A 16,137-nucleotide genomic window follows, 5' to 3' on the forward strand; every position below is an offset into this window, starting at 1 on the left:
TATGACAAACTTTCCCGCTTTCCTCGATCAGATGTGGATCGCCCGCTTCGTCATTCTGAAGGGGCTCGGCGTCACCGTCTCGATCTCGCTTCTCGCCATCATTGCCGGATCGCTGCTCGGTGTCCTCGTCGGACTGTCCCTGGTTTACGGCAACTGGCTCCTGCGGCTCGTGATGCGCGCCTATACCGACTTCATCCGCGGCACGCCGGTGCTGGTACTGGTTCTTGCCAGCTATTATGTGCTCTCGACTATCGGCATTGAGCTCGGACCATTTCAGGCCGGCGTACTGGCCCTGGCAATCTTCTGCTCCTCCCATGTCGGGGAAATCGTGCGCGGCGGGTTGCAGGCGATCCCGAAGGGCCAGACCGAAGCCGCAAAGGCGATCGGGCTCACGTTTAACCAGACCTTCGCCTATGTGCTCTGGCCGCAGGCACTGCGCCAGTTCCTGCCGGCGTGGGTCAACACGGCTGCCGAGATGGTCAAGGCCTCGACGCTGCTTTCCGTCATCGGCGTCGCCGAGCTCCTGCTGCGCACCCAGGAAATCATCTCGCGCAATTTCATGAGCCTGAAATTCTATTTTTTCGTCGGGCTTCTTTACTTCGTCATCAACTACGGCATGGAGCGTTTCGGCAAATATGTCGAGCGCAAGACGGCCCTTCCCTCCTGAGGCCTCCATCGTCATGAGCAAAGTACTTCTCGAAATCCAGGGTCTTCGAAAGCAGTACGGCACCACCGAGGTGCTGAAGGGCATCGACTGCACCATGAACGAGGGCGAGGTCATCTCGATCATCGGCTCCTCCGGGTCCGGCAAGACGACGATGCTTCGCTGCATCAACATGCTGGAGGAGTTCCAGGGCGGCCGCATTCTGATCGAAGGTGAGGAAATCGGCTATGACCAGACCGGAACCACCCGCAAGCGAAAGAGCGAAAAAGAGATCGCCCGCCAGCGCGCGCTGACCGGCATGGCTTTCCAGCAATTCAATCTCTTTCCCCACTTGACGGCCGCGAAGAATGTCATGCTCGGTCTCGTCAAGGTGAAGAAGATGCCCCGTGACGAGGCGCGAGCCGTCGCTGAGAAATGGCTCGACCGCGTTGGCCTTGCCGCCCGCGCCGATCATTACCCCGGCCAGCTGTCGGGCGGTCAGCAGCAGCGCGTGGCAATCGCCCGCGCCATCGCCATGAACCCCCGCCTGATGCTGTTCGATGAAGTGACTTCGGCGCTCGATCCGGAACTGGTCGGCGAGGTGCTGCAGGTCATCAAGGGACTCGCCGCCGACGGCATGAGCATGCTGCTCGTCACCCATGAAATGCGCTTTGCTTATGAAGTCTCCTCGCGCGTGATCTTTATGAACCACGGTGTGATTGGCGAGGAGGGAGACCCGAAGGAAATGTTCGTGAGACCCAAGACGGAGCGGCTCGCGGAGTTCCTGAAGACGTCCAGTTTCAACTGAGCGGAAGACGGCTGGTGCGGGTGGCAATCCGCCCCGATCCGGCAGTCGCAATAGAAGAAAGAAAAGAGAGGTTACATGACTATCAAGCGTTACGGCGCCGGCGAGACCGGTGCTGGCGGACAGCCGCTGCCATTCGCCCGTGCCGTGGAAGCCAATGGGTGGCTGCACGTGTCGGGCCAGGTGCCGATGGAAAAAGGCGAGATCGTCGGTGGCGGCATTGTTGCTCAGACCCGCAAGGCGATTGAGAACCTGATCGCTATTCTGCATGAGGCCGGCTACGGCATTGAAGACGTCGTCCGTGTCGGTGTCTGGCTCGACGATCCGCGCGACTTCTGGAGCTTCAACGGCGTCTATGCCGAGTACTTCGGCAAGAACCCGCCGGCTCGCGCTTGCGTTCAGTCCCGGATGATGGTCGATTGCAAGGTGGAAGTCGATTGCGTCGCCTATCGCGCCGACAGGGCTTGAGTCTATCAGGCGCAGCCCTTAAAGGCTGCGCCTTCTCCAGGAGGTAGTTGAGTATGGCTGACGGCGCAGAAGACATGGTAGCGCGGCGCACACGCGGCCTTGATCGCGCCTTTGAAATTCTCGAATTTCTGCGCACGAAACGCCAGCCGATGCGGCCGAACGAGATAGCCGTCGAGATCGGCGCTCCGCGTTCATCGGTTTATGAACTGATCAATCTTCTTCTGCGTCACGGCATGCTTGATTATCAGGGCGGTGACGGTCGCGTCTTCCTCGGCCGTAAACTCTACTTTTTCGGGACCGCCTACGCAGATCAGTTCGACCTGATGCGGGAATCCGAAGACATGCTCGCGCGCCTTGCGGAAGAAACCCGCGAGACGGCGCAAATGTGCGTGCTGGAAGGCAACAAGTACACCGTCGCCATGATGCGCGAAGGCCTAAGGCCCTTCCGCATATCCTCGAACATCGGCGAACTGGTGCCCATCCCGTGGACGGCCTCCGGCCGTTTTCTCGTCTCGCATCTAAGCGACAGCGAGATCTCGGATTTTATCCCGCAAGAGGATTTTGTGCTGCCGAATGGCAAGCGACTTGAGCCGGCACGCTTTATCGCCGAGGTCCGCCAGGCCTCGATCGACGGCTATTTCACGTTCAACAGCGAGGTGGAAAACTTCACACATTGTTTTGCCGTGCCAGTGCAGCAGGCTGACGGGCAAGCGGTTGCAACCCTTTGCCTTGTCGCTCCAAAGGAAGACGGGCTGCGCAACCGGCAATCCTATCTGGAAAGCCTGCTGCGCGCCGCAAACGAGCTTTCGGAGCGACTTGGCTATAGCTCCGGACCCGCGCAAGCCGCGCACCGTCATGGTGAACGTTAGTCACAGAATGGCGCTTACTTTGCGGGTACGACCAGCACCTCGCCTCTCTTGACAATGTAGGTTGCGAGTTCCGACGCCTTGCCGCTGCCGACGTTCTTGGCAGAGTGGACAACGCCAGAGGGAATGAATAGGGACTGGCCGGCGCTGAGCGTCACGGGCTGCCTGCCTTCGAGGCGGTATTCCAGCTTTCCTTCAAGAACATAGGCGACTTCTTCGCCGGGATGGGAGTGTTTGGCGGCAAGCACGCCTGGCGCGATATCGACCCGCACCTGCACGACCTCGTAGCCGGGCACGTCGATATCGTTCTTCAGAAGATCGGTGCGCTGCAGTGGCTGCTCCGCCTGTGCCGGCGAGAACGCCATGGCGCTACTGATCAATAGCATGGCGAGTGTCACTATCCGGGTCGTCTTCATCTTTGTCCTTTCCTCACGGTGTTCGATCGCTGCCTTCAAGGCCGCCGTCAGGATTTCAGCGTGAAATTGTACCGGGGATGTGTCTACGGGACCGGAATTTTGTAACGAATTGCGTCCACTGCGGCGGCAGCCGCCAACTGCCCACTTTCCAGGAACGTTTCCGACCGGTGCGCGTTGACTCTTTTCATCCCGAGCTACTCGGCGCGGGAACGTCAGGGAGGTTATCATGAAAGTCAGCAATTGCATGACCACGGACGTCCAGATCACCGATCCGGAACAGACATTACGCGATGTCGCCCTGATGATGGGACGTCTCGATGCCGGCGTTCTTCCGGTGGGTGAGAATGATCGCTTAGTCGGCATGATTACCGATCGCGACATCGCCATTCGTGGCGTGGCAGAAGGCATGGGCCCGGACGCAAAGGTTCGCGACGTGATGAGTACCGACGTTAAATACTGCTTCGAAGACGAAAATGTGGAAGACGTCCTTCATAACATGGGCGATCTTCAAGTACGGCGCCTGCCAGTCCTGAGCCGGAGCAAGCGGCTCATCGGCATTATCTCGCTTGGTGATCTCGCTATGAAGGGCGAGGCCATGGAAACGGGTAAGGCACTGAGCGGCATCTCGCAACACGGCGGCCAACATTCACAGACAGCGCACTGACGGTCGGCGTAGACCCATAGCGAAAGCGTCCGCTAGCCAGTGACGCTCAGATCGGGGCCTCGCGCCGTTGCTTTTGGCGCGAGGACATTTCGGCGCCGCCACGCCTCAAAACCGCGCTTCGGCCATTCAATCCCAGCGAAGGCGTCGAGCACGCCAGACTTCCTTGAGCTTGTCTTCTATCTCGCTCGCCGTTCGATGCGAGAACCTCGCAGCAAGATCAGTTGCCAATGATGATCCCGCTCGGGATTGAGCAGTTCCTTCCTCCACTTTATCAGCATAGGCACAGATTTCCGCCATCAGGTCGGCGTCATGGGAGACGTATCCTTTGACCCACTCCGTCGCTTGTCCTACCGAGAAGAACGGGCCAGTTAACGCCCCGGTGTCATCCTGCAAATGGTACGCGCCCTGAAGCAGGACGATCTTCCATTCGCGGCCATTGGATTTGATCACACGCACTACACAGTTACCTCGTCTCCCTTAAAGGTAGGAAGGCACTGCAACGATTTGAATGCCCGCTGCGTGCACAGCAGAACAAAGGCTCGTGAAAAGCCCTTGCGTTACGGGCGGAGACCTGCGCCCCCGTTCCGAAAAGTGCCAGTCCTTGCTCGCGCTAAAGCCTAACTCCGCAAAAATGGATTTGATCCACGCAAAGCTCAAAGACGGGCCGCTGTCTGCCGGTTCAGCGACCTTTCAGCCGAAAGCCGATTTCTCATCCCTGCCTCCGTGCCAGTCGATCAGCATTCTATTTAGCTCTCAGATTTACATAACAAAGAAATATGGATATTATGTATCCGTAATGGCCAATCGCCATCGGCCTTCGGAACGAATTGATGATCCTCAAAAGCCAAGTCGAATGGGCGCTTCATTGCTGCGCCATCCTCTCCGGACTGCCTGCCGGCAGGTATCTTTCCACCAAAGCGCTGGCCGAGTTGCATGGCTTGCCGAAGGAATATCTGTCGAAGGCGCTGCAGAGCCTGTCGCAGGCGGGTCTTGTGCATACGACCCTCGGTCCGTCCGGCGGATACCGATTGGCGAAACCGCCTGCCGAGCTGACCTTCCTCGATATCGTCGAAGCTGTCGAGGGCGAGGCCCGCACCTTTGTCTGCAACAATATCCGCGCCAACAATCCCTGCCGTCCCCAAGGCTACTGCGAAAGCAGCCCATGCGCGGTGGCGCGCATCATGTGGGAAGCAGACGAAGCCTGGCGCGCCAAGCTTCGCAGCGTCACCCTGGCAGATCTCGGTCAAAAATTGTCGCAAGAGGTTCCGCCGGAGCTTTGGAAGAGCACGTTCGAATGGGTGCTAGAGCGCGCCGGCTGAGCGGGTTTTGACGGTCGCGCCGGCGGCATCCTCGCCTGTGGCAGGCAGCGGTAAAAGATAGCTCTGTGGCGGCATTGCAAGGCGAACACCATTTGCCTCGCAGTGGCGGTGGACAAGATCGATCACCTCGTTGCGGGCCGGCGTCCGGTTGGCCGGGCTGGTGACGCGAAACTGCAATTCCGTTTCGATGGCGACAGCGTCGATTGCCTTCAGAACGACGATCGGCGGCGGTTCCTGCACGATTCTGACGCTCTCCTTCAGGGCAGCTAGCATGACCTCCTCGACGCGCTGGGGTGTGTGCGCCGCGGCAATACGGACGGTCAGCGCGATCTGATGCGTTTCGTCCGGACGGCTGAGATTGGTCAGAGCGACCTTCGCGAGAACACTGTTAGGCAGAACGACGACATTGTGGGCGCCGGTGAGCAGATGTGTCGAACGCCAGTCGTTTTCAATGACGCGTCCTTCAGTGCCGTCGGCCAGTTGAATCCAATCGCCGATGACGAATGGCTTGCCGAGGGTAATTGCAATGCCGGAGAAGACGTCGCCCAGAGTATTCTGAAGCGCAAGACCGAAGATGATGGCAACCACACCTGATGTTGCGACCAGCGTTCCGATCGGTGCGCCAAAGACAAAACCCATAATCGACAGTGTCACCCCGAGATAGACGGCGGCGACGATCAGATCCTGGATCAGCCGCGCTTCTCTCGGCCTGCGGTCGAGAACGATATAGATGCGCACGAAGCCTATGGTCGCCCATGCCAGATGGGTCCACCAGAGAACGCGCGCCAGCGTGGCCAGCGGCGCGACGACGCCTTTCGGATCGGTGTCGCTCACCCGATGCGGCAGGATCCCGCTGAAGCCAAGCACGGCCGTCATTCCGGCGAAGAAGAGGATCTGAACGACAAGTCGCTCGGTCGGGCGTTTGCGACCCTGGAGAAGCCAGACGACGATGCCGACGATCCCCAGAAAATCGATCAGCAGGAACGGCAGCAGAAGAGGATCACTCAACATGGCACGGCTCGCGGGCAAGGGTTGGGCGTTTGTCAGAGGGCCGGATACCAAACTGGCATCCGGCCCTCAGGTATTACTTCTTCAGCGGGAAGGTCAATTCCTTCTGGTTGGTATCGACGACGAAGACAGCCAGCAGCTTGGCGGGTTTGGTCTTGCTGCCATTTGCGCTGACGCCATGGCGGTCGCCCGGCATTTCGGAGAAGCTCTCGCCTGCTTTGTAAACCTTCACCGGGCCGTCATTGACCTGGCTGCGGATCGAGCCTTCGAGAACCGTCGCATAGATGAAGGCCGAAGTCGGATGCGTATGGCCCTCGGAGAAACCGCCGGGAGCGTATTCAACGAGAATGCCCTTGATGCTCTTGCCCGGCACGTTCGGCAATTCATGTTCATAGACCAAGGTAACCTTGGCGTCCTTACCGCCGCCCGTGTAATCGGCGGAGGCAGGGCCGAAAGAAAGCGCTGTGATTGCGAGCGCCGCGAAGAGCAACTTTTTCATCTTTCCATTCCTTTTGGAGGTTGAATGGATGCGCCTCAGGGGCAAGGCGCATCCGGCACGGTCCGAGCCCGTTATCGGCGCGGAGCAGTTGCAAACCATTGGTCGAAATTGATCCGGCCGAGGCGGGGATTGTTGTCGGAGACGAGCGAACCGTCTTCCAGCTTGGTGCCGAAATAGTGGGCTTCCGGATCGGGAACGACCGTGCGGGTATCACCGATCGCCTTGAGGTAACGAGCGGCGAAATCGCAGAGGCGTGCGCGCTCAGGGCCGGAAATCTCGATGATGCCGTTGACCGGCGGGGCAAGGGCCGCGTCCGTCATGAAGTCTGCGACGTCATCAGAGGCGATCGGCTGCAGATTGCCCGTCGACAGGCGGGCAGTGTCGCCGGTCGTGCCCCCTTGAGCGATGCCGCCGAGGAATTCCATGAATTGCGTGGAACGTACGATCGTGTAGGGAATGCCGGATTCCCGGATGATCTTTTCCTGGGCGACCTTGGCGCGCAGGTATCCGCTTTCCGGCAGGCGATCCGTGCCGACGATGGAAAGCGCGACATGATGCTTCACCCCGGCTGCCTTTTCCGCCGCCGTCAGATTGCGGCCCGAGGTCTGGAAGAATTCGAGCACGGCCTTGTCTTCCCACGACGGCGAGTTTGCAAGGTCGAGCACAACCTCGGCGCCAGCGAGCGCTTGGGCAAGGCCCTCGCCAGTGATCGTGTTGACGCCGGTATTGGGCGAGGCTGCGATAACCTCATGACCCTTGTTACGCAGGCGTTCAGCGGTCTTGGAACCGATGAGGCCGGTTCCGCCTATGATTACGATTTTCATGATAAAATCCTCCATTCGCGGCAGTTGCGTGCACAGCGTTGTTCAATTCATTTCCAAGGGTTGAATGCTGATGCTTAGTTCAGGCCAGCCTTTTCGAGGCCGTAGAGCTTGTCGGCCGAGCCGGGCACGGCCTTGAAGGCGATACTAGCACGGTTCCAGGAGTTGATGGTCATGATCGAGAACGTGAGATCGGCAATCTCCTTCTCTGAAAGCTGGCCGCGTACCCGCTCATAAAGCTCATCCGGAATGCCGCCTTCGGGAAGCTCGGTGACGGCTTCGGTCCAGGCAAGGGCTGCGCGTTCGCGCGGGACAAAGAGGTTCGATTCCCGCCAAATGGCGACATGGTAGAGGCGCAATTCGCTCTCGCCGTGAATCTTGGCTTCCTTCACATGCATGTCCAGGCAGAAGGCGCAACCATTGATCTGTGACGCGCGGATATTCACCAGATCGCGGATCTTCTGATCGATAACGCTGTCCTTCAGCGCCATGCTGAGGTCGGAAAGTTTTTTGAAGAATTCGGGGGACTGCTGGGCGTAGTTCAGGCGCTGAGTCATCGGCCTCTCTCCTTAATTAAGGACATTTGATATCCTTATGGATACAAGATATCCGCAATATCTGGACAGGCAAGCCATTCCTGCATAAGCTGCGGACATAAGGCTTATGTTCAGAAGTATGGGGACCAAATGGACATTGTTTGCGCGTTGCGGACGTTCCTGCGGGTCGCGGAGACCGGCTCCTTTTCGGCTGCGGCCGTTGATCTCAATCTGACGCAGCCCGCCGTGTCGCGGCAGGTTTCCGCCCTGGAGGCTTATCTGAACACGCGGCTTCTGCATCGCACGACAAGCGCGCTGGCGCTGACGGCTGAGGGCGAGCACATGATCCCGCTGGCGCTCAAGGTCATCGAAGCGGTCGATGCCCTTGGCGAAAACAGCAGCACCGAAGGCGCCATGGCATCGGGAAAGGTCAGGCTCAGCCTGCCCTCACCGCTCGGGCTTTACGTGAGCGACCGCCTGCAAAGCCTGCTCGAAAGCCACCCGGGACTGGCCGTCGAACTGCTCTTTCGGGAGGAGCCGTCGGATCTCGTCGGAGAGGGAATCGATCTGGAGGTCCGCCTTGGCACCGTCGCGGACAGCAGCCTGATCTGCCGCCGGATCGGCTGGACGACGGCCTTTCTCGTTGCAGCGCCCGGCTACCTGCAGACAAGGTCGACGCCGAAGACCCCGGAAGATGTCACTGGCCACGCCTGCATTTGCTACAGCCGTGGCGGTGATGGCCGCTCGTGGTCGTTTTCCAACGGAGCCGACGAGATTTCCGTGCGGATCGCACCGCGCTTGATCGCCAATAACTCCGTTGCGGTTCACCGCGCCGCTCTTTCAGGAGCTGGCCTTGCGATCCTGTCCCACCACCTTGCCGGCCCCGATATCGAGGCCGGCAGGCTGATAAACCTAATGCCGGATTTTCCACCGACGCGCCTGCCGATCAACCTGGTCTATCCATCCCGCCGCAGCATGCCGCTCCGCGTCAGGACAGCCATCGATTTCCTGGTAGAAGCAATCGGTGAGGATCCTCTGATGGCCTCGTCGAAGTGACGATCCCGCCCGTCCCAGCAGCACGTTCGCCGTACCTGCTTCCCCGGGTCGAGCGCCACACAAGGCTACCTTGGTCAAGCGATCGTGTTGAGAAGACACTTAGGCTAGAGGCGAAATGCTCTCATTTGTTCCCAAGCGTCGTACCCGTGTCTCCACGCCGGATAAACGCAATCAACACATTGAATTCTTTTGAAAAATGGTGGGTGATGTAGGGCTCGAACCTACGACCCGCTGATTAAGAGTCAGCTGCTCTACCAACTGAGCTAATCACCCGTTCGCGCTTGGCTGCGCGGTGTGACCGGGCGTATAAACAGGATCGCTCACCTTGTCCAGCGCCATGCGGAAAATTCTTCGATTAATTTCGAAGATTTTTCCGCATGGCTGAAATGCAATGAAATCAAAGGTCGAGCGTGCCCGTTGCGACGCGCACCGCCTGCCCGCCAATCCGGGCATTGGAGATCGTGCCGCCTTCGACATCCACATGCAGATGAATCAAGGATGGCCGGCCCATCTCGATACCCTGCTCGACGGCCATCGGATGATGACCATCCGGCAGCCGGTCGAAATGGTGGATCGCCCCCGAAAGTGCCGCAACAGCCGAGCCGGTCGCCGGGTCCTCGGCTATTCCCATGCCGCTCGCAAACATGCGGGCATGGAACCTCGCCGGATGGTTCACGCCGGCGCGGCAGTAGATGTAGGCAGAGGCGAGCGAGCCATCGACAAAGGGGACGGTGTTCTCCCAGAGCTGCGGATCGAACTCGAGCCGCATTGCCGCACCGACATCGTGAACAGGAACCAGCAGGAAAGGCACGCCGGCGGTCCAGAGCGACGGCACATGATTTTCGAAGCCGATCTCCGTCACCTTCAGCGACAGCGCGTTGGCGATGCCCAGCTTTTCAAGCGGCATATTGATCTGCTGGGATTTCCTCGGCAGGTCGAATTCGGCAAAGCTCGCCTCTCCTCTCCGCAGCCGGACCGCACAGCGCACAGGCCCGACATTTTCCTCAAGCACGGAAACGAGGTCCAGCGTCATGTCGCCGCCATGCGCCTGCTCCGCGAGCGCTATCGCCGTACCGACCGTCGGATGACCAGCGAAAGGAAGTTCGCGACCGGGCGTGAAAATCCTGAGCCTGGCGGTGTAGGCCGGATTGGCTGAAGCCTGCACGAACACAGTCTCCGAAAGGTTCATCTCGCGGGCGATCGATTGCATTGCTTCGTCGCTCAAATCCTCGCCGTCGAAGATGACGGCCAGCGGATTTCCGGCGAGTTTGCGGTCGGTGAACACGTCATAGACGCTGTAGCTGCGCGCCACATCGGCCTCCTTGTCTCTCGGTCCTCGGACCTGCAACCTGCCCGACCGCAGAAACGAGTGCAAGGCATTAAGCTTCGTTTCGGCGAGTGAAATACCAATCGATGACCGGCAGCATGCTGATGTTATAGGAATAGGTCGAATGATCGGCGGAGCGGATCGCGACGGCACCGGCGATCTCCTGATCCTCGGCCACCGTCATGTGCCTCTCGATTCGCCCGATAATCTCGTCTGCCGTCATGTCGAAGGTGAACATGCGGAAGATGGTGAGCGCCCGGCGAAAGTGGCTGGCATGGTAGCCTTCGCCCGGCCTGGCATCGGCAAGATCGAGCCCCGTTTCCTCCAACACCTCGCGGCGCATGTTGTGCTCCAGATCGCAGAAGCCGGAGACGATATCCTCCGGCTCGAGCGAACCGCAGGCGAAGTAGACCTGGCCCGGATTGGCCGTGTGTGCGCCCATGCGGATTGCCACCAGCGCGCCGTCCGAGCTCTCGATCACCGGATAGGCGAAGAGATGCATGGCGCCGCCGCGATCCTGCTGCCGGCGCCAATACATCAAGGTCGAAAAGGGAACGATGTATCCCTGCCCTGCAATACCGTCTTCTCCCAACGACAGCCGGTGCTGGAACACCATTCGGCCATCGAAGAGCGCCGGGTTTGCCCTTACTTCTGCCTCCCAGTTGCGGGCGATATCCTCGCGTTTTGCCTGACGGTAGGGATGTTCGCCGTCGAGCACACGAAGGTTGACGGCAGCCACGGGAAACACCGTCTTTTCCGGCGGCCAGCCGGCAAAATCCTCTGAAAAATGCATGTTCATCTCAAATCCAATGTCATCACGAGGGGGCAATGGTCGGAGGCTTTCGGCCGGTCCCAGCCGGTGCGCGGATAGCGCTCCGCTTCCTGGCCGGGCGGAAAGACGGTGCGGAACGGCTGGCCGCTGCGAATGATTTCCGGCTTTCTCTCGCCGTTCATTCTGGCGAGCGCCGGCGACAGCCAGATATAGTCGAGCTGGCAGAGCCATTGCTCCTCAGGACCGCGGGCGTGATAGAGCGTCCAGCGGTCGAGCGGATCGCGGCGGCGGGCGACGTTCTCGACAAAGCCGTCATGGCTGAAAACATCGAGCGCGCTTTCGGTCTCGTCCTGATGCTCGAAGCGATATCCGCTTCTGCGCGTCCCGATCACGTCGATACGCTCCTGATAGTCGTTCATGTCGCCGCAGATCGCGAAGTTCTTGTTGGCGGTATTTCCAGCGCCAAATCTGTTCTCGATGATCCGGCGCACCGCTGATGCCTCCGCCCGGCGGATTGGCATCGTCGCGTGCCTGCTGTCGACACCATTGGTGCGCGGCCCGTCCATCGATTTGAAGTGCACGACATAGAGCGACAAGGGGACGCCGCCGATCAAAAGGTCGAGCTCCAGGCAGTCGCGCTTGAAGATCTTGTCGTCGATACGGTTCGTGAGCGCCAGCTTGTCGTCGAAGAGATCAAGGTCGCGATAGGTCAGCGCGGCATGGCTCTTGATGTCGCGCAGCTCGATCTTCTGCCCGTCACGCGTCTCCTCGCGCATCAGCACCGCGACATCGATGCCGCGGCTGTCATTGCCTTCGACAAGATATCTCTGCCGGTAGCCATTTCCGACCATGCGGAACAGATAGCCGTATTCGAAAGCCTGCAGGGCGGCCATGTTGTCGATTTCCTGCAGGCAGAGAATGTCGGCATCGGCGTCGGCAATCGCCAGCGCCGTCATCTGGCGGGTGTCGTCGGTGGATGCGATGACGCGGGCCTGCTCGAGCTGCTGATAGACGCCCTCGCTCTGGACCTCGAACAGCTTGATGACCCGGTCCTGACGCAGCTGATTGCGAAAGCCGGTGAAATCGAAACGCGTCATCAGGTTTTCGACGTTGAATGTGGCTAGGCGAAGCGGCATCGGGCGTTTCCGGTTGGCGTTACGCCATTACTAGAGACGAAAGAAGCGTTCGGGAAGGCAGAAATCAAAGCCGCCATGCCGCGCGGATCGTAACCTTCAACGGCTCGCCGGGCAGCACTGCGATGCGGCTGAAGGCACGCAGCGACTGGCCGTTCTCAAGGGTGAGCTTCAGCGCGTAACGCTCGCCTTCGTAAAGAACGGATTCCGCCGTGGCCGCAATGCCCTCTGCCCCAAGCACGACGTCTTCGGGACGGACGAGCACATCGGCCTGCGACCCCTCGCCCGGCTGGCTTCCAATGATGGTCTGCAGCGCATTCCAATCAAGATCACGCTTGTCACCGATGGGAGACTGCACGGTCAGGATCGCGCCTCGCCCGACCAGTCCGCCGACGACCCGCCCCTCTGGGCGCGCGTAGATCTCGGCAGGCGGCGCGACCTGCAGCAGGTGGCCCTCGGACATCACCGCAACGTCCGTTGCAAGCGCCATCGCCTCGCTCTGGTCATGCGTCACATAGACCATGGTGGCGCCGGAGCGCTGGTGAAACTCACGGAAACTCTCTTCCATCTCCTGCTTCAGGTGCCGGTCGAGATTGGCGAGCGGTTCATCGAGGAGCACCACATCGGGCGATGTCACCAGGCAGCGCGCAAGCGCCACGCGCTGCCGCTGGCCACCGGAAAGATCGGCCGGACGCCGCTCGGCATAGTCGGCAAGCCGCACGGTCGAAAGGGCATCCCGCACCTTCCGGCGATAGGCTTCCCCCCCAATGCCGCGCACCTTCAGCGGATAGCCGACATTGTCGGCGACGCTCATGTGCGGCCAGAGCGCATAGGACTGGAAAACCATCGCCATGTTGCGCCGTTCGGGCGGCAGCGACTGCGACGCATCGGCAAGCAGCCGCTCGCCGAGATGGATCGAGCCGTCGGTCGGGGTCTCGAAGCCGGCGATCATCCTGAGCACCGTTGTCTTGCCGCAGCCGGAAGGTCCGAGCAGCGCCAGGAACCCGCCTTCGCGAACCTCGAGCGAAAGCGCGCTGACCGCGGGCTTTCCGGTGCCGAAATCCTTGCTGACGTGGTTGAGGATCAGCTTCGCCAAGGCACCACTCCCTTCGGCAGCCGCTTGGCCAGCAATTCCAGCAGCAACATCATGAAAATGACCATCAGCACGACGAGCACGGAAAGCGCCGAGGCTAGGTCGGAACTGCCGCTGTCGTCGAGATTGTAGATCGCGACACCGAGGGTCTGGGTGCCCGCGGACCAGAGCAGCGCCGAAATCGTCAGCTCGTTGCAGGCAATCAGGAAGACGAGGATGACCGAGGCACCCGCAGCCGGAGCGACCAGCGGCACGATGATGTCCCTGAGTCGCCGGAAGAAGCCTGCACCGGAAAGCCGCGCCGCCTCCTCCAGTGCCGGATCGAGCTGGTGGAAGGCGCTGACGACCGGTTTCAGGCTGACGGCAAAGAAGCTCGAGAAATAGGCAATCAGGATGATCCAGATCGTGCCGTAAAGCGTGACGTTGAGGACCGGCAGCGGCGCGGCAAAAACCAGGATGAAGCACACAGCCATGACGATGCCCGGAAGCGAATAGGGAATCTCGATCAGGCTCGATATGGCACGCGCGATTGCATCCTTGCGCCGCGTCAAGACATAGGCCGCCAGCACCGTCACCAGAAGGAGACCAACTGCTGTTCCAGCCGCAAGAGAAAGCGAATTGACGAATGCCGTGCGCGTCACGGTCTGTCGGAAGAGAATCTCCTCGAAGGCATGCAGCGTCATGGTCTTGAAGGTGAGCGGCACGCCATAGGCCGGCACCAGGGCGCCCGCAACCAGCGCGAAGAACGGCGCGGCCAGCATGAAGAACAGGACGATCCAGAGCAGCGGCGTGAACAGCAGCTTCCACGTCCCCAGCTCGAATGCGGCTGTCGCGCCGGAAAGGCCGAGGACGCGATAATCCCGGCCGCGCAGGGCCCGATCCTGGATTGCAAGTCCCACGACGGAAATGGTCGCGATGATCGCCGACAGCAACGCCACGTCGCCGAAGGTGCGGCTGGTGAAAGCGGTGAACTTGGAAAAGATCAGCGTCGGCAGCGTGAAGATCGAGGCGGGGATGCCGAGGATCGCCGGAATTCCGAAATTGCCGGTACAGGAGACGAAGGAGATCGCCGCACCGGCAATGACACCGGGCAGTGACAGCGGCAGGATGACGTCACGAAAGACCTGCAGGCTCGAGGCGCCGGAAAGCCGCGCGGCTTCGACGCCGTCGCGCGGTAGCGCCATCAACCCTGCCCTCAGCGCCAGATAGACGAGCGGCGCATGCTGCACGCCGTAAAGCAACGCGATGCCGCCCACCGAATAGAGCGGCTGTGGAGAGCCGAGTGGTGGGGCGATATGCAGCGCTTTCAGAAGCGGGCTCGACGGACCGGACATCTGCACCCAGGCAAGCGCGGTGACCTGCGGCGGAATCATCATCGGCAGCACGAAGAAGAAGCTGAGCGGCCCTTTGGCGGGGATGTCGGTGAGGGTCAGCAAATAGGCGAAACCGCAGCCGATGATGAGGGAAATAATGGTTCCGAGGATTGCCGTGACAATGGTGTAATAAACCGCCGACCAGACCATGGGATCGGACAGAACCACCATCACGCCGCCATTGGCAAAGGCCGAGATGCCGACGATTGCGAGCCGCGCCAAGGGCAGCACGCTCAGGAAAAGAACCACACTGACAATAAAAGGAAACAGCCAGGCGGGCTGGCTGTTTCCTGGACGTACGTATCCTTGCATGGACCGATCAGTTCGAACCGAACATGCCGGAGAAGGTCTTCAGGTCCTGGTCCGTGTTCTTCAGCGCTTCGGCGGCGTTGACCGGCAGAACCTTGATGGTGTCGCGTGCCGGGAAGCCTTCCGGCAGCTTCATGCCGTTGCGAGCCGGAATGTAGCCAAGCTTCAAGAAACCTTCCTGGCCCTTTTCGGAGAGAACGTAGTCGACGAACTTCTTGGCGGCGTCGACGTTCTTCGCGCTGGCGAGAATGCCGACCGGCTCGGTGACGGTCGAAACGCCTTCGCTCGGGAAGACGAACTCGACCGGAGCGCCCTTGGCCTTTTCGCGGATCGGCAGGTAGTCGACGACCATGCCGTAAGCCTTCTCGCCCGAAGCGACGGACTTCAGGACGACGCCGTTGCCGCCGGAAGCGCTCGCGCCGTTCTCGGCGAGCGCCTTGTAGTAGTCCCAGCCAAGGCCCGGAACGGCGGCCAGCGTCTGTGCGTGGATCAGGGCTGCACCCGAAGCGAGCGGGCTCGGCATGGTGACGAGGCCCTTGGCCTCCGGCTTCGTGAGATCCTTCCAGCTCGTCGGCTTCATCGAAGCGGACGTGTTGTACATGATGCCGGTGGTGATCAGCTTGGTGGAGTAGTAATAGCCGTCGGCGTCGTAGAGCCCGGCGTCGTAGTTGGCGGCCTCCGGCGACTTGTAAGCCATCAGCTTGCCGTCTTCCTTGAGGCGCTCCAGCGTCACGACGTCGGCGATCAGCAGGACGTCGGCAACCGGGTTGCCGGCCTGGATTTCGGCCTGAAGCTTGGCCATGATCTTCGGCGTGCCGTCGCGAACCCAATCGACCTTTATGTCGGGATTGGCGGCCATGAAACCATCAACCGTCGCCTGCGCATCTTCGTTCGGCTGGCTGGTATAAAGCACGAGATTTGCGGCCTGGGCCGAAACGGAGACGAGACCGGCCGCCAGCAGCGCGGCAAAGGCGGAGAGCTTCTTCATGGCTATTTCCCTCATGATGAACATGAGGCGTTCCATAGACA

At 60.3% G+C, this 16,137-nt stretch carries 19 protein-coding genes and 1 tRNA gene; 7 read left to right on the forward strand and 13 right to left on the reverse strand.

Annotated features, from left to right (window positions below; translation table 11 throughout):
• The first annotated feature begins 1 nt into the window (after window position 1).
• The 4 genes from ACPYOJ_RS01460 (at window position 2) to ACPYOJ_RS01475 (ending at window position 2,785) form a co-directional block, all read left to right on the forward strand.
• The gene (locus ACPYOJ_RS01460; RefSeq protein WP_481414661.1) at window positions 2-667 is read left to right on the forward strand and encodes an amino acid ABC transporter permease; all 666 of its coding nucleotides are present in this window, start codon (window positions 2-4) and stop codon (window positions 665-667) included.
• 13 nt (window positions 668-680) lie between these two features.
• Window positions 681-1,451, forward strand: coding sequence for an amino acid ABC transporter ATP-binding protein (locus ACPYOJ_RS01465; protein ID WP_481414662.1), 771 nt, complete (start codon window positions 681-683; stop codon window positions 1,449-1,451).
• A gap of 75 nt (window positions 1,452-1,526) precedes the next feature.
• Complete coding sequence (locus tag ACPYOJ_RS01470; RefSeq protein ID WP_168830874.1) at window positions 1,527-1,916, forward strand: RidA family protein; 390 nt, start codon at window positions 1,527-1,529, stop codon at window positions 1,914-1,916.
• Between the two features lie 53 nt (window positions 1,917-1,969).
• Window positions 1,970-2,785: an IclR family transcriptional regulator gene (locus ACPYOJ_RS01475; protein WP_481414663.1), complete on the forward strand. Its 816-nt coding sequence runs from the start codon at window positions 1,970-1,972 to the stop codon at window positions 2,783-2,785.
• A 14-nt stretch (window positions 2,786-2,799) separates the two neighbouring features.
• Here ACPYOJ_RS01475 and ACPYOJ_RS01480 read toward each other — a convergent pair whose 3' ends face one another.
• Window positions 2,800-3,198, reverse strand: a complete 399-nt coding sequence (locus ACPYOJ_RS01480; protein WP_481414664.1) for a cupin domain-containing protein — start codon at window positions 3,196-3,198, stop codon at window positions 2,800-2,802.
• A gap of 226 nt (window positions 3,199-3,424) precedes the next feature.
• On the opposite strand from ACPYOJ_RS01480, the gene ACPYOJ_RS01485 reads away from it, so the two are divergent.
• Window positions 3,425-3,862, forward strand: coding sequence for a CBS domain-containing protein (locus ACPYOJ_RS01485; protein ID WP_481414665.1), 438 nt, complete (start codon window positions 3,425-3,427; stop codon window positions 3,860-3,862).
• Window positions 3,863-3,988: 126 nt separating this feature from the next.
• Here ACPYOJ_RS01485 and ACPYOJ_RS01490 read toward each other — a convergent pair whose 3' ends face one another.
• Window positions 3,989-4,318, reverse strand: a complete 330-nt coding sequence (locus ACPYOJ_RS01490) for a hypothetical protein (RefSeq protein WP_481414666.1) — start codon at window positions 4,316-4,318, stop codon at window positions 3,989-3,991.
• A gap of 374 nt (window positions 4,319-4,692) precedes the next feature.
• Between ACPYOJ_RS01490 and ACPYOJ_RS01495 the strand changes: the two genes are divergently transcribed.
• Window positions 4,693-5,181, forward strand: coding sequence for an RrF2 family transcriptional regulator (locus tag ACPYOJ_RS01495; protein ID WP_481414667.1), 489 nt, complete (start codon window positions 4,693-4,695; stop codon window positions 5,179-5,181).
• Here the strand turns inward: ACPYOJ_RS01495 and ACPYOJ_RS01500 are convergent.
• The 4 genes from ACPYOJ_RS01500 to ACPYOJ_RS01515 form a co-directional block, all read right to left on the reverse strand.
• The gene (locus ACPYOJ_RS01500; RefSeq protein ID WP_481414668.1) at window positions 5,164-6,192 is read right to left on the reverse strand and encodes a mechanosensitive ion channel family protein; all 1,029 of its coding nucleotides are present in this window, start codon (window positions 6,190-6,192) and stop codon (window positions 5,164-5,166) included. The genes ACPYOJ_RS01495 and ACPYOJ_RS01500 overlap by 18 nt on opposite strands.
• Window positions 6,193-6,265: 73 nt before the next feature.
• A complete protein-coding gene (locus ACPYOJ_RS01505; RefSeq protein WP_481414669.1) occupies window positions 6,266-6,688 on the reverse strand; it encodes a cupin domain-containing protein in 423 nt (140 codons plus the stop codon).
• 71 nt (window positions 6,689-6,759) lie between these two features.
• Window positions 6,760-7,512, reverse strand: coding sequence for an SDR family oxidoreductase (locus ACPYOJ_RS01510; RefSeq protein WP_481414670.1), 753 nt, complete (start codon window positions 7,510-7,512; stop codon window positions 6,760-6,762).
• A 74-nt stretch (window positions 7,513-7,586) separates the two neighbouring features.
• Window positions 7,587-8,066 (reverse strand): carboxymuconolactone decarboxylase family protein, encoded by a 480-nt coding sequence (locus tag ACPYOJ_RS01515; RefSeq protein WP_481414671.1) that lies wholly within the window; start codon window positions 8,064-8,066, stop codon window positions 7,587-7,589.
• 129 nt (window positions 8,067-8,195) lie between these two features.
• Between ACPYOJ_RS01515 and ACPYOJ_RS01520 the strand changes: the two genes are divergently transcribed.
• On the forward strand, window positions 8,196-9,101 hold the full coding sequence (locus ACPYOJ_RS01520; RefSeq protein WP_481414672.1) for a LysR family transcriptional regulator: 906 nt from the start codon (window positions 8,196-8,198) through the stop codon (window positions 9,099-9,101).
• 197 nt (window positions 9,102-9,298) lie between these two features.
• On the opposite strand, the gene ACPYOJ_RS01525 is transcribed toward ACPYOJ_RS01520, so the two are convergent.
• The 7 genes from ACPYOJ_RS01525 to ACPYOJ_RS01555 all read right to left on the reverse strand — a co-directional run bounded on the left by ACPYOJ_RS01525 (window position 9,299) and on the right by ACPYOJ_RS01555 (window position 16,096).
• Window positions 9,299-9,374: transfer RNA gene (locus tag ACPYOJ_RS01525), tRNA-Lys, on the reverse strand.
• A 124-nt stretch (window positions 9,375-9,498) separates the two neighbouring features.
• Window positions 9,499-10,413: a PhzF family phenazine biosynthesis protein gene (locus ACPYOJ_RS01530; RefSeq protein WP_481414673.1), complete on the reverse strand. Its 915-nt coding sequence runs from the start codon at window positions 10,411-10,413 to the stop codon at window positions 9,499-9,501.
• 67 nt (window positions 10,414-10,480) lie between these two features.
• Window positions 10,481-11,227, reverse strand: coding sequence for an NUDIX hydrolase (locus tag ACPYOJ_RS01535; protein WP_481414674.1), 747 nt, complete (start codon window positions 11,225-11,227; stop codon window positions 10,481-10,483).
• Entirely contained in the window at window positions 11,224-12,336 is a 1,113-nt protein-coding gene (locus tag ACPYOJ_RS01540) for an endonuclease/exonuclease/phosphatase family protein (RefSeq protein WP_481414675.1), read from the reverse strand. Before ACPYOJ_RS01540 ends, ACPYOJ_RS01535 begins: the two co-directional genes overlap by 4 nt.
• 64 nt (window positions 12,337-12,400) lie before the next feature.
• Window positions 12,401-13,429 (reverse strand): ABC transporter ATP-binding protein, encoded by a 1,029-nt coding sequence (locus ACPYOJ_RS01545; RefSeq protein WP_481414676.1) that lies wholly within the window; start codon window positions 13,427-13,429, stop codon window positions 12,401-12,403.
• Window positions 13,417-15,111: an ABC transporter permease gene (locus tag ACPYOJ_RS01550; protein ID WP_481414677.1), complete on the reverse strand. Its 1,695-nt coding sequence runs from the start codon at window positions 15,109-15,111 to the stop codon at window positions 13,417-13,419. Before ACPYOJ_RS01550 ends, ACPYOJ_RS01545 begins: the two co-directional genes overlap by 13 nt.
• A gap of 7 nt (window positions 15,112-15,118) precedes the next feature.
• Entirely contained in the window at window positions 15,119-16,096 is a 978-nt protein-coding gene (locus ACPYOJ_RS01555) for an ABC transporter substrate-binding protein (protein WP_481414678.1), read from the reverse strand.
• Between the last annotated feature and the right edge of the window lie 41 nt (window positions 16,097-16,137).

The sequence above is a fragment of the Rhizobium sp. SVR5-9E genome, assembly GCF_056755095.1.

What these genes read in the sequence shown, in the direction of transcription:
- ACPYOJ_RS01460 (WP_481414661.1), top strand. Translation starts at nt 2, where the DNA reads ATGACAAACTTTCCCGCTTTCCTCGATCAGATGTGGATCGCCCGCTTC.
- ACPYOJ_RS01465 (WP_481414662.1), top strand. Translation starts at nt 681, where the DNA reads ATGAGCAAAGTACTTCTCGAAATCCAGGGTCTTCGAAAGCAGTACGGC.
- ACPYOJ_RS01470 (WP_168830874.1), top strand. Translation starts at nt 1,527, where the DNA reads ATGACTATCAAGCGTTACGGCGCCGGCGAGACCGGTGCTGGCGGACAG.
- ACPYOJ_RS01475 (WP_481414663.1), top strand. Translation starts at nt 1,970, where the DNA reads ATGGCTGACGGCGCAGAAGACATGGTAGCGCGGCGCACACGCGGCCTT.
- ACPYOJ_RS01480 (WP_481414664.1), bottom strand. Translation starts at nt 3,198, where the DNA reads ATGAAGACGACCCGGATAGTGACACTCGCCATGCTATTGATCAGTAGC.
- ACPYOJ_RS01485 (WP_481414665.1), top strand. Translation starts at nt 3,425, where the DNA reads ATGAAAGTCAGCAATTGCATGACCACGGACGTCCAGATCACCGATCCG.
- ACPYOJ_RS01495 (WP_481414667.1), top strand. Translation starts at nt 4,693, where the DNA reads ATGATCCTCAAAAGCCAAGTCGAATGGGCGCTTCATTGCTGCGCCATC.
- ACPYOJ_RS01500 (WP_481414668.1), bottom strand. Translation starts at nt 6,192, where the DNA reads ATGTTGAGTGATCCTCTTCTGCTGCCGTTCCTGCTGATCGATTTTCTG.
- ACPYOJ_RS01505 (WP_481414669.1), bottom strand. Translation starts at nt 6,688, where the DNA reads ATGAAAAAGTTGCTCTTCGCGGCGCTCGCAATCACAGCGCTTTCTTTC.
- ACPYOJ_RS01510 (WP_481414670.1), bottom strand. Translation starts at nt 7,512, where the DNA reads ATGAAAATCGTAATCATAGGCGGAACCGGCCTCATCGGTTCCAAGACC.
- ACPYOJ_RS01515 (WP_481414671.1), bottom strand. Translation starts at nt 8,066, where the DNA reads ATGACTCAGCGCCTGAACTACGCCCAGCAGTCCCCCGAATTCTTCAAA.
- ACPYOJ_RS01520 (WP_481414672.1), top strand. Translation starts at nt 8,196, where the DNA reads ATGGACATTGTTTGCGCGTTGCGGACGTTCCTGCGGGTCGCGGAGACC.
- ACPYOJ_RS01535 (WP_481414674.1), bottom strand. Translation starts at nt 11,227, where the DNA reads ATGAACATGCATTTTTCAGAGGATTTTGCCGGCTGGCCGCCGGAAAAG.
- ACPYOJ_RS01540 (WP_481414675.1), bottom strand. Translation starts at nt 12,336, where the DNA reads ATGCCGCTTCGCCTAGCCACATTCAACGTCGAAAACCTGATGACGCGT.
- ACPYOJ_RS01550 (WP_481414677.1), bottom strand. Translation starts at nt 15,111, where the DNA reads ATGCAAGGATACGTACGTCCAGGAAACAGCCAGCCCGCCTGGCTGTTT.
- ACPYOJ_RS01555 (WP_481414678.1), bottom strand. Translation starts at nt 16,096, where the DNA reads ATGAAGAAGCTCTCCGCCTTTGCCGCGCTGCTGGCGGCCGGTCTCGTC.